The organism is Austwickia sp. TVS 96-490-7B, assembly GCF_019331795.1.
Taxonomy (GTDB): domain Bacteria; phylum Actinomycetota; class Actinomycetes; order Actinomycetales; family Dermatophilaceae; genus Austwickia.
On record NZ_JAHPZL010000003.1, the window covers coordinates 500,448 to 512,640 of the forward strand.

Annotated in this window: 11 protein-coding genes; 1 reads left to right on the forward strand and 10 read right to left on the reverse strand. The window is 62.3% G+C overall.

What is annotated here, in order from left to right:
- Positions 1-187: 187 nt before the first annotated feature.
- On the reverse strand, positions 188-520 hold the full coding sequence (locus KEM60_RS04825) for an Lsr2 family protein (RefSeq protein WP_219106350.1): 333 nt from the start codon (positions 518-520) through the stop codon (positions 188-190).
- Positions 521-1,404: 884 nt separating this feature from the next.
- Between KEM60_RS04825 and KEM60_RS04830 the strand changes: the two genes are divergently transcribed.
- Positions 1,405-2,394: an SAM-dependent methyltransferase gene (locus KEM60_RS04830; protein ID WP_219106351.1), complete on the forward strand. Its 990-nt coding sequence runs from the start codon at positions 1,405-1,407 to the stop codon at positions 2,392-2,394.
- Positions 2,395-2,490: 96 nt separating this feature from the next.
- Here the strand turns inward: KEM60_RS04830 and KEM60_RS04835 are convergent, their stop codons facing one another.
- The 9 genes from KEM60_RS04835 to KEM60_RS04875 all read right to left on the reverse strand — a co-directional run bounded on the left by KEM60_RS04835 (position 2,491) and on the right by KEM60_RS04875 (position 12,145).
- Positions 2,491-3,162 (reverse strand): TlpA disulfide reductase family protein, encoded by a 672-nt coding sequence (locus KEM60_RS04835; RefSeq protein ID WP_219106352.1) that lies wholly within the window; start codon positions 3,160-3,162, stop codon positions 2,491-2,493.
- 11 nt (positions 3,163-3,173) lie between these two features.
- Positions 3,174-4,061: a c-type cytochrome biogenesis protein CcsB gene (gene ccsB, locus KEM60_RS04840; RefSeq protein WP_219106353.1), complete on the reverse strand. Its 888-nt coding sequence runs from the start codon at positions 4,059-4,061 to the stop codon at positions 3,174-3,176.
- A 48-nt stretch (positions 4,062-4,109) separates the two neighbouring features.
- Complete coding sequence (locus KEM60_RS04845) at positions 4,110-5,612, reverse strand: cytochrome c biogenesis protein ResB (protein ID WP_219106354.1); 1,503 nt, start codon at positions 5,610-5,612, stop codon at positions 4,110-4,112.
- A gap of 11 nt (positions 5,613-5,623) precedes the next feature.
- Positions 5,624-6,328: a cytochrome c biogenesis CcdA family protein gene (locus KEM60_RS04850; RefSeq protein WP_219106355.1), complete on the reverse strand. Its 705-nt coding sequence runs from the start codon at positions 6,326-6,328 to the stop codon at positions 5,624-5,626.
- 34 nt (positions 6,329-6,362) lie between these two features.
- A complete protein-coding gene (locus tag KEM60_RS04855; protein WP_219106356.1) occupies positions 6,363-7,493 on the reverse strand; it encodes a hypothetical protein in 1,131 nt (376 codons plus the stop codon).
- Between the two features lie 323 nt (positions 7,494-7,816).
- The gene (locus KEM60_RS04860) at positions 7,817-9,289 is read right to left on the reverse strand and encodes an ammonia-forming cytochrome c nitrite reductase subunit c552 (RefSeq protein WP_219106357.1); all 1,473 of its coding nucleotides are present in this window, start codon (positions 9,287-9,289) and stop codon (positions 7,817-7,819) included.
- Positions 9,290-9,298: 9 nt separating this feature from the next.
- Positions 9,299-9,742 carry a cytochrome c nitrite reductase small subunit gene (gene nrfH, locus KEM60_RS04865; RefSeq protein ID WP_255574244.1) on the reverse strand — a complete coding sequence of 148 codons (444 nt, stop codon included), beginning with the start codon at positions 9,740-9,742 and terminating at the stop codon, positions 9,299-9,301.
- A 232-nt stretch (positions 9,743-9,974) separates the two neighbouring features.
- Positions 9,975-10,676, reverse strand: a complete 702-nt coding sequence (locus tag KEM60_RS04870) for a response regulator transcription factor (RefSeq protein WP_219106359.1) — start codon at positions 10,674-10,676, stop codon at positions 9,975-9,977.
- A complete protein-coding gene (locus KEM60_RS04875; protein ID WP_219106360.1) occupies positions 10,673-12,145 on the reverse strand; it encodes a sensor histidine kinase in 1,473 nt (490 codons plus the stop codon). Before KEM60_RS04875 ends, KEM60_RS04870 begins: the two co-directional genes overlap by 4 nt.
- Positions 12,146-12,193 lie beyond the last annotated feature (48 nt).

The window sequence follows — 12,193 nt, forward strand, 5'->3', positions numbered from 1 at the left end:
CCGGGTCACCGTGATCCCTCCTCGAGAGTTGCGGCCGTGAACAGCACGCTCTCGCTCATATCTCCCCTGAGTTATTCCTGACGAGGGGCAGACACGACAGGGCGGGACCCTCCCAATTCAAGGGGGTCCCGCCCTGGTCGACCTCAACGGTCATGCGCGACCGAGTCGCGCACTACGCGATCGAGAATCAGGCGTGAGCGCGCTCGTAGGCGGACTGCAGCTCGCCGGAGACGCGGCCACGGTCGCTCACCTGGAAGCCATTGGCGCGGCCCCACTCACGGACAGCGTTGAGGTCGCGACGGCCAGCAGCGGCACCGCCAGCGCGACGACCCGTGACCTTACGGCCACCCGCACGGCGGGCGTGACCAATCCAGGTCGCCATCTGGGTGCGCAGCTTCTCTGCATTGGCCTCGGAAAGGTCGATGTCATAAGTCACACCATCGAGCGCAAAGCTGATCGTCTCGCGGGCCTCTCCGCCATCGATGTCGTCAACCAAGAGCACCTGAACCTTCTGTGCCATCGTCTTTCTCCTTCACAACGTTGCCATGGGACATCAGCAAGGGTTTCCCTCGGAGTGAGCTTAAATCAAGATGAGTCAAATTGGAAATAGGACTCTGTGTCATCAAGTGACGTTGGAGATTTTTGCTCGATCATCCGAAGCGGATGAGACGTTAACACACCTGGTGGGCAACAAGCTGCCAGCACGAAGTGATGACAGGCAACATCCAAGCAAGCGCAGGCATCATTGGATCAGCCTTCGACAAGACAAGCACCCAGCACTCGACATGAGTGATGAACCTGATTCTTGAACCACTCAGCAAGGGAGAGTTAAGGATCAATCACAGAAGACCCATGGAAGACATAGATCACGCCCCTCAGACCGGACGTGAACCACATCCGGCGAGATCACCCCTCACTGCGCAAAGTGCTCAACTAAAATGCTGTTTATGCAGCACCATGGATCATTATGCACACCGTGACCGGGGAGAAGTGGCACTGTGAGTCACTGAGGCCGAGTCATCGTAAATCCGAAGGAACCGCTTCGACTCACAACGTGAAGCGCTCGATCAGTGTTCCCATGAACATCCCGAAGGGGAGAGAGTGACCTACGCCAGGTCAGTCACCTATTGGTGGTGGAGACGGATTACCGCCTGAATGAGCCGCCTCCCAGCGCGCTTGAGCCAGTCGCTCATTTCGGTCACCCTCAAGCACTGCCTTCATGACCTTGTAGAAGAGGAAGCCAATGCCTACCGACGGAGCCAGAGCCAACAGCATGGGAGTGATCGTTCCCATCTTTCCTCCTCCTCGCACGCAGGAACGAGCTCCTCCCGTAACCCGCGAACCCGATGGGCGAACATGAACCACAGACATCTTCGCCCGAGGATCTGAGCCTACCCTGTGTCCGTGGCTCTGATCCCATGGCAACCAGCATGGTCCGAAGCGCTCTACGGAAGCGCAGGTTTATGGCGCAGAGAAGAACCTTGCGAACACTTCGCCACATCTGTACAGGGCATCCCGGGAACAACGACAATCCTCGCCGACGCGCTTGCGAGATTGGCTCAAGATCACCATCTGAAGCGCATCGTTGACATGGCTGCGGGCAGCGGTGAGCTAGCCGCTTGCTTAGCTCGTCGACATCCCGACATCGATGTCCTGGCGATCGACATCCGGAAACGGCCCTCGGATCTTCCCGAGACGGTCCGATGGCATCGCACTCCGGGTGGATCTCAGCTGGGAACGGGATGGCCCCATCTCACCCAAACTCTGGTGATCGCCCACGAATGGCTGGACGCCATCCCCTGCCCGATCCTAGAAAGAGGAAGCGACGGCGAATTGCGCACTGTTTTCGTCGACCACCTCACTGGCACAGAGGAATTGGGCAAACCAGCTGACCGCGAACAGATCGACTGGTGCCGCCAATGGTGGCCATGGGATGACCTGCCACCGGGGGCGCGCATCGAAGTGGGGCTCCCCCGGGATCGCGCCTGGGACGACCTGCTGTCCCGGGCTGAAGATGCTCTAGTCGTCGCTATCGACTACGGGCATCTGCGCACCGCGCGACCGACGTACGGCACGCTCACCGGATACCGGCACGGACGCGCCACCGCCCCGATCCCGGACGGACGGCACGATCTGACCGCGCATGTGGCTGTCGACTCGCTACGCCACGACCGCATCCTCACTCAGCGCCAGGCACTACTCGACCTGGGGGTGAACCCCGGGCAACCCGACCCCAGCCGAGCCGTCACCGACCCAGCGAGGTACCTAGCGGAATTGGCACAATGCTCTGCGGCTGCCCGGATGATGGCGCCGCAGGGATTAGGCGGATTCTTCTGGGTGCTGGCCCGCACCGGTAGATCCGTCGCCGGTGACAGTGAGAACTCTCCTCAATAATCTCGCCTTGTGAGACATCGAGCGTCCACGCAGCTGCCGGACGGGGTCCTCCCCCGCCGCTGAAGGAACCCGCCATGACCAGATGTCACCCCCAGGTCATCCACCAATCCGCGCCAGACGTTCCCGGACCTGATCCCGACTCACGATGCCCGTGTCGATGGCCTGCACGACACCCTTTTTATCGATGAAGACATGCGCTGGCACTCCCATCACCCGGTACGCCGAAGCGATCCTTGTTTGCGGATCTGGAATATGGGTGTACGTCAGGCCTAAGCGCTTCACGTATTCCTGCACCGCTGGCGCACCCTCGGAGAGGTACACCCCGACCACCGCGACCCCATCCTCCCCGGCGGCCTCGTGGACCGCCTGGATGTCGGGGAACTCTGCCCGACAGGACGCGCACCAGGACGCACCGAAGGTCAACCACACCGGCCGACCCGCGAACTGCGCCAAAGTCACTTCTGCCCCATCCACGCCTTTGGCGGTGAACCCTGGCGCTGCCGACCCCACCGCCGGAGCTGGCCCTGTCGCTCCACCTTTGAGATCCACTGCGGACACCTTGCCCATCCCCGCGGCCTCGTGGGGCGCCGCTGCATCGCCCTCAGCTCCCCGCACCAGATGGACTCCACCCAGCACCAACACCAGGGTCACCACCAACACCAGTGGCGTACCCCATCGGTTGGCCCGCAACCGGGAGCGCCAGTCATGAGCCAGAGGAGTCGGATCGACGTCGTTGTCGATGGTGTCACTCGACGATGCGGTAGACATAGCAAAACCTCTCAGGCGTAGGAGTGCAGGCCACCGAAGAACAGGTTGCCGAAGTAGGTAAACAGGACAGCGGCAAAACCCAGGATGAGCAGCCATGCTGCCCGCCGACCTCGCCAGTCACGCACCACCCGGGCATGGAGGTATGCCCCGTAGATCAGCCAGGTCACCAGGGCTGCCGTCTCCTTGGGATCCCACGACCAGTACGTCCCCCAGGCGATTTCGGCCCACACCGCCCCCAGGATGATCATCACCGTCATCAGCGGATAAGACACCACTGCCGCGCGGTATCCCAACTCGTCCAGGACCGCAGCGGCCGGCACCGCTTTCCACGACACATAGGGCTTGAGCAGATACAACGCGGCAGCACCAAAAGCTACTCCGGCTGCTCCGTAAGACAACACCGCCGTCGCCACGTGCACGGTGAGCAAGAAATTGTTTTGCAGTGCCGGGACCAACGGCTGAGCATCCGAATCGATGGCCTGGGCATACATCAGCATGGCGATGGTGACCGGCAACACCAGCAGAGCCAACGCCCGGATCCGATAACGCCACTCGAAATACACGTACACCGCCAGGATCCCCCACGCGAAAGACACCGCAAACTCATGCTGATTCGCAAACGGACCATGACCAGTCGCTGCCGCCCGAGTCCACAACGACGCCGTCAAACAGATCAATGACACCTGACCCAGCGCGCTCCCCAACCACGCTGCGCCATCCCCAGACGACGAGGCGCCCGCTGCCGCATCACCACCTGCACTATCCGGTCCAGCGGCACCGACCGGCACCAAGGCCGGCGATGTCGCCCGACGCAGGGCGACCGCGGCGACATCGGCGGCCAGAGCCAAGGCGACCAGCACGGTCGCCGCAACCAGGAAATACTGAGATATGTCGAGCATCGTCACTACCTCGTCGATTCGGGCGGGTATCGGTCCGGACAAAAAAACTCAGCGGCGAAGGCGGTCATGGTCGGCCAAGGTCTCCTCGCGCGGGCGTGGATCATCCGATAGCGCAGCGGTGAACCGCCGGAACCATCGTTCGTACGTCGTGACCTGTCGTTCCGGGGCTGCGATCCGCACGACACTGCCGGACCCGTCCTCAGCAGCCGTCACCCGCACCCACATCCGACGATGGTGCACACACATCGTCATGACGAGGCCAATGACCATGCAGACCGAACCGGCCCACACCCACCATGCCCCCGGATCCTTGACGATCATGAGACCGGTGTACTGCCGCTCCCGTTCGAAGGTGACGCTCAGCTCATCGATCTTCTCGGACTTACCTTGAGAGACGATCTGGGAAGCTGACGGCTCTTGCGACCCCGAGCGGTACAACTCCAGCAATACCTGACCGGCCCCAATCTCCCGATCCACCGCTCCTGACGCAGCGCTGACGACATACAAGGTCATGTCCTTGCCAGGCAGCTTGACCTTGCCGATAGAGCGCCGCTTGTCCTCGCTCTGCCACGCCAAGGGCACTGCCCCTGAAAAGACCGTCGCGCCCGCCTGGTCCTTTGCCGTCACCGCAGCAGCAATCCCGTACGACGCCTGATGCACCGCCACTCCGTCATACCGCAGCGGCGAGTTCACTCGCACTGTCTGCGCGCCAACCTGAGCACCGTCTTTGAAGAGCACCACATCGGAGAAGTAATCCAGCGGCCGACCTTGCTCGGTGTATTTATCGGTGAACGCCTCAGCACGCACTGACAATCCGGTGCCATGACCCACGTCAGCAGTCGTGCCGACCGCCACCGGTAGCGCTGGCTCCTTGAAGCCATACAGATTGCTGATCAACACGCCGAGTAGCACGATCACAAAACCGGCATGCGCTAATGCCGTACCGAAAGGCGCCCACCGAAAGTGGTCGGCGTACAGGTTCAATCCGGGACCACGCGGATCTTCCAGGACCCGGTATCGGCGTGACCGGAACAGCGCCCGCACCCGATCCAGTGCGTCCTGCGGAGGCAGCGACATCACCACCTGGTCCCGCAACCCAGCATGTTCGAAGAAACCATCGGTGACATGCACGTGCGGATGCACCGCCCGGCGCCACAACTGCGGCACCCGATGACAGGTGCAGGCAATAATGCTGATCGCCAGCAAAAGCGTCACCGCGATCAACCAGATGGATCCAAAGATGTCCAACATCCCAGTGATCGCCAAGAAACCGGTCCAACCGCCATACCTCGGTCGCAGTGAGGACACCCACGACGCCCAGGCCTGCGGGTCGTCCTTGACCCCGTCCGGTGCCTGCTCCACAACGGTCCCGATCAGGGTCAGCACCGCCATCGCGAGGATCAGACCCAAACCGGTCTTCTTGTGGTAGAAAAACGCATTGACCCGGTGCAGAGCTTCCCGGACAGGCCCCCGATCTCGGGTTTTCCTGGACACCGGAGGCTCAGCAGTGCTCGGCAGCGACGTCTCCGGTCGGGAGCAGACATCAGTCATGGTTTCCTCGCTCACAGGCCGATAGGGGGAAACAGGCCCGACACACGGGCAAAAAGGTCAGTGATCATCAAGAAACCACCGGCGATCAGCACGGCCCCCGAACCCAACGCCACCGCTGCCCCATGACGGCGCAGCACCCCCAGACGAGAACGCACCACATCTGCACCCACCGCGACCGCCACAAAGGGGACGCCCAAGCCAAGGCAATACGCCACCAGCAGCAACGCCCCCTCAGCCACCGTGTCTCGGGTCGACGCCAACCCGATCACCCCGCCCAGGATCGGGCCAATACACGGGGTCCACCCCGCCCCAAAGGCGACACCAAGTAACGCGCTACGACGCACCCCCACCGCCTGCCCCTGCCCACCCACCGTGGGACGAATCGTGCGCTGCAACAGCGGAATCTCAATCAACCCAGCCACATGCAGACCCAGCACGATCAGCACCGCGCCACCCAACATGCGCAATGTCGCCCGATGCTCCCCCACGGCGTCACCGATCACACCGATCGACGCCCACAGCGTCACAAACACTACGGAAAAACCAGCCACAAACGCACAGGCCTGCCGCAACGCCGTACGACGGTCGTGGCGGGCACCCGCTGACGCGTCGCCGAGGAGATAGCCGATGTACACCGGCACGATCGGCAGGAAACACGGCGAAGCAAACGAGATGACCCCCGCCAGCAACGCTAAGGGCACCGTCACCCCTGTCATCGTCGGCTCCGATCTGACTCAGATATCACCGTGGTCACCGGGACTCAGCGGTCCCCGCGGACGGGGTAGCGGCACTCGGAGCGGCCGACGCCGCCTTGGCACCGGCACTGGCAGCTGGCCCCATCCGGTCCATATGACTGGACACATTTTTTGCCAGCTTGGAGTCCGGATCGATCTCGACAACCTTGCGCCATTCCGCTTTGGCTTTTTCCACATCAGGCGGGTTAGCGCTGAAGTGCAACACACCAAGGTTGTAATACGCCTCAGCGGACTTGGGGTCCATCTCAGTGACGGTCGTCCATTCCTTTTCCGCGCGCGCTGCATCACCGGAGTTGGCCAAGGATGCCGCCAACACCAACCGGGAGCTGACGTCTTTCGGTTGCAGCTCCACTACCTTGTGCTGCCACTCAGCAGCTTTGGCGTACTCCCCCGCGCCGTAATACTGGTCGGTCAACGCTCGCAGCGAAGCAACATCTCGAGGATCGGCATTGACCTTGTCGGTGAGTTCTTTCACCTTGGCCTGATCGACCTGCACCGTGGCGGGAGCGCCTGGAGCCGCAGAGTGAGCAGGGGTGTCCGGGCGACCTGCCTGGTAGACGCCGTAGATGACTCCCACGGCAAGCAGCAGGGCGAGCGCCGGAGCGAGCAAACGGGACCGCGCTTTCCCAGCAGTAGCTGGTGTCGCCTCGCTCGCCCCCTGATCTGGAGTGTGGGGACGATCGACGACCGGGATACGTCGCCCCACGGCAGCTTTCGGGCGAGGGCGGGCAGTTGGGGTGGTGGCGGGGGTGGGCGTGGTGGGCGGGTCAGCGCGAAACTCGTCCTCATCGAATTGGTCTGCCGGGAGGTCTTCGTCGAGGTTCAGCTGCGGCGAAGCCGCTGCGGTGCCGGTGGCATGTCTGGCTGGTGACCCGTCCGCAGATGTCGTCGCGATGTCGCTGAGGTGCTCGCGCCAGCGGTCATACCCGTCCCGCAGCTGGTCCAGGTGGTGGTGCGACCAGGGCTGCACTGCGGTGGGAGCGTTGCTGAGGTAGGTGCTCACATCGTCGTACCGGGCATGGACCGTGGCTGCGTCGGCGGTGGCGGGCAGACCGAGCAGATCAAGGAATCGTTCCGGGGTGCACTCCTGGCCGGCCAGCTGCTCCGCGTGGCTACGCCCACTCATCGATACTCCTGTTGCTGCAGCGGTGACGCCGTCGCCGCCTCCTTTTTATTCCGTTCTCCACTGTCTCCTGGGCGGGACGGCCGAGGCCATCCTCCGCCCGGCATGTTTCCGGTAGAGATCTCCGGCAAGGGGCACAGCAGCATCGTCGATCGATACAGTCCCGCCTCTATCCGACGACCGAGGACCTTGTACCCGGGACCGCCACATCTGTATCTCCCGTATCAGGCGAGCTATATACGGGCAGAAGAGATCTCGTATAGAGAAGGGGCCTGAGATGCGCCTTAACGCACCTCAGGCCCCATCCGTCGACATCCGTGGTCAGATCACCGACTCGATGATGGCGATGCTGACGGCGAGGGGGACGACGCCGCTGACGGAGCTGGCTGCCCCTCCGTCGTCAATGGCTTGCCCGCCAAGGCCATCTCACCTTGTCGGACATAATTCGCCGCCTGGTTCAGCAGGCTCATCTCGTAGTCCGGAGCGTGGAAGCCGTTGGAGTTCTCCGAGACCACCATGTCGATGAGATACGACGCCTTGCGGTGGAAACCCTGGGCTGTCTCGATCCGGTCCCCCGGCGTCCCGTTGTGCTGGGCGTCGGCGATGTCATTGACCAACTGAATCATCCCGTCGAAGGTCATGTTCTTCGCATCAATGAATCGGCCCTGGATCGTCTCGACCCGTCCCTTGATCTCATCCTCGGAGGCCTTGTGACAGCTCTGACAGGCTTTGTTGACATTCAACATCGGTGAGCGCACCTGGTGGTCACTGACCTTCGCTGAGCCCTGGCGGCTATACGGCATGTGGCAGTCCGCACAGGACACGCCAGCCTTGCTATGGATGCCATTGGCCCACATCTCAAACTCCGGGTGCTGAGCCTTGAGCATCTTCGTCCCGGTGACCTTGTGGGTCCAGTCGACGAATTTCTCGTCTTCCAAGTACTTCAGTTCATCCTCGACCTTCATTCCCGCTTTCCACGGGAAGGTCAGCGTCTTGCCCTCACCTTTGAAGTAATACTCGGTGTGGCACTGGCCGCACACGAAGCTACGCATCTCCTGCGCCGTGGCCATCGTGTTGACGTCGTAATCCTTGACGCCTTGGCTGGCCTTGAGGTCCCGCATCGCGTTGATAAACGCCGGACGGGTGATCCGCAGTTTCATCGTCTTCGGGTCGTGACAGTCGATGCAGCCCACCGGGTGTTGCACCTTCGCGGTCGCATCGGCGTACGTCATCTTGTTCATCTTGTCGAAGCCAGCCTGCAGGTTTCCCTCACCCAACTGGTACTTCTGCAGCACGTACGTCGACGCGTGACAGTTCAGACAGGTCCCAGGTTGTTTGACCTCGGTGACCCGCTTGGTGTCCCGCTGGTCTTCCAACATATAGGCGTGCCCGCGCTTTTCCCGGTAATCCTTGCTGAAGGCATATCCCGCCCACATCGTCACCAGGCGCGGATCAGACTCCAGTTTGCTGCGGGCCACCACACTGCGCGGGTCCGCATCAGAGGGGTTGCGCGGCATGGCCTCAGACCCGCCATACCGGGTCCGCTTCATGTCCACGGTTTTCTTATACATGTCGTAATGAATGGGGAAATTCTGTCCCCAGACCGCCGGATCGACGGTCTTGTCATCAAGCTCGACGACCTTGGTGTAAGGCTCGCGGGCTTCTTCTTTACGTTCGAGGATGTTGACGAGCAACGCCGTCAATCCCATCGTGACGACCGCGACGACCGCGACCGCACCAACGATGAGCCACAAGAGCCTACGGCGCCGCGGCACTTCCTGAGTTGTTTCGGTTTCCATGGTGTCCACCTACATGTGCCCGACGTTGCGATGGCAGGAGATGCACGAGATTTGTTGCCCGTGCTCGGAACGCACCGCCCTGATGTTTTCGGTGATCTGCTGGTGGCAGCTCAGACAGGCGTGCTCAGTGATCTGACGATTGCGCTCGGTCATCTGGATGTTCTGCGGATACCGGCCGGTGGTGAAGGCAAAACCGTGGTTCCACCCGTTCAACGCCTTCGTGTAGTACTTGTCCACCACATTGTGCGGGGCGTGACAGTCATTGCACACCGCGACTTTGCCGTGACTGGACTTCATCCAACCGTCGTACTCGCTGCGCATCACATGGCAGTTGACACAGGCCTGCGGATCGTTACTCAGGTACGCAAAACCGTTGGCGTATCCGAAAGTGAAGAACCCCACCCCGATCAACGAGCCCACCACAAAGATCGCCGCGGCGTACACCCAGCTCACACGCCTGGCGAAGATCCTCCGCACGGAGGCAGGCACCCGTGTGCGCATCGTCGCAACCCTCGTTCACTGCCGCCCTCACCGGACGGCTGCCACCCCGCCGATGACGCACCGACGGGGAGGGCAACCTGTCGGGTCGCCCATCGTCCCCATCCTTGCCGCTCACCCAGGTTGCCGACCATCCGTCGGCCGGTAGAAAACCGATATATACCGGAGCCCCCCACCACTATGCCGTTCAGCTGCGGGATGGTAGTCCCAGGCCCTGCCGGACGATGTACGCCGCCGCCTGGATGCGATTATCCATTCCCAACTTCTGCAACGCATTATGGACGTGATTCTTCACGGTCCCCTCAGTGATCGACAACCGGGCGCCGATCTCTTTATTGGTCAATCCGTCAGCGACCAACCGCATAATTTCCAGCTCCCGATGGGATAACCCCGGGTCGGTCGCCGCGACAGCCGGAGCATGGGGCGAGCGGCCTCCCTCCCGCAACTCCACCAACAACCGCCCCACCAAGGCCGGAGATACCGGGGTCTCATCTCGCATCACGGAACGCAGCATGTCAAACAGCTGCTCCGGGCGGAGATCCTTCAATAAATACCCGTGGACTCCCAACCGGATCGCCTCAAAAAGCTTGTCGTCCTGTTCACAGACGGTGAGCATGATGACCTTCACCGCGGGCATCTGATCCCGCAGGATCCGGGCAGCCTCCACCCCGTCCATCACCGGCATTTCCAGGTCCATCACCACCAGGTCCGGGCGCAACGCCCGCGCCTGCTCGATGCCATCCAAGCCGTTGGCAGCCTCGCCAGCCACCTCAAAATCGTCTTGCCCGTTGATGAGCGCCGCTACCGCGCTGCGGAACAGCGTCTGATCGTCAACCAATAACACCCGAACCGGGTCTCCCGGCCCCCGATAACGTGGGGTGATGATCATGCGTGAACCCTCTCCCTGCCCTGCCCAAGATGACATCGGGGCACTGCAACCCGTACCCGGGTGCCCCGACCCGGCGCCGCATCGATCGTCAACCTGCCACCGGCGAGCTGAGTGCGCTCCTGCATCGACCGCAACCCAAAACCATCCGATCCCATCGCGACCCGGTCGAGGTCAAAGCCTCGGCCGTCGTCCTCGACCTCAAACAACACCGTCTCGGCACTCTGAGAAACCCGGACCACCGCACACTCCGCCGCGGCATGCTTGCGGATATTGGTCAACGCCTCCTGCACCACACGGATCACTTGAACCTCGCCATGCGGCGACAACGCAGGATCAGCCACCAAACCAGTGTCTAGCCGGGCATCGATACCCGCCTGACGGGCGTATTTGGCGACATATGTGCGCAAGCTCTCCAACAACCCATGATCCTCACGAGGCGTCGTCCGCAACCCCAGAATCGCTTCTCGGACATCCCGATACGCGTCATGGCACAGATCCGCGACTGCCTCAATTTCTTCGACAACACCGGGGCGCGCCGCCACTTTCGGGTCGCCCGCCAAAGCCAGCAGTCGCAGGTGACTCGCTCCGAGGACCTGGGCCAGGCTGTCGTGCATCTCCCGAGCGATCCGATCCCGCTCGGCGAGCGTCGCCGCATGCCTGGTGCGCTCCCCGACCTCAGCCTGCTCCAACGCGATCGCCGCCAAATCAGCTAAAGCACGAACGGTGCTCGACTGCCCCGACTCGGCCACATCAGGTCCAGCAGATCGAGCCACCCACAGCTGCCCCCACCGGCCAGCCCGCCCTTGCACTTCGGCCTGCGTCAGATCCGCCCCACACCACACCTCAGCAGGGCAGTCCGGACCGCCCGCACGGCATCCCCGAATCCCCCCGTCATAGACACAGGTCCGCCCCCCAATGACGCTGCCCGCCACACCATGTCCCGCTGATCCCGGACGCAAGCCGATATCCAAGCACACACCGGCATCTCGTCCAGTCAGCAGCTCCTGGGCTCCGCTTGCCACCGCGGACAATGTCGCGGTGGTGTCCTCATGGCGGGCGATTCGCCACAGGACGTCACACACCATTTCGCTGTGGCGACGGCTCCGGTCGAGATCTTCGATGAGGGCCGCACGCTCCTGCAACGCCCGATCCAACTCGGCGTGACGGGCCATTAACAGCCGGTGTTCGCGGCGTACCGTCAACGCCATCGCCGACCCGAAGACCACCACCCCGAGAACGGTCACCACATCCAGAAAGATCTGCGCCCAATCAGGCCACAGCACCGCCCGCACATGCGGACGGGCCAACGCCAGCAGCACTAAAAACACCACCGGAATAGCGATTCCTGCGAATGCCAGGCGATGCAGCCACCATTCCCCCTGGGCATCGCCCCCCGGACGGAACCGGGACAGAACCCCACGAGGTGTCGTCCCCGGAGAGCAGCGCTCGGACCGGACGTCCGTCCCCATGCTCCCCTCCTCACCAGCACCATCGGGAATGTTCCTTTGATTCCTAGA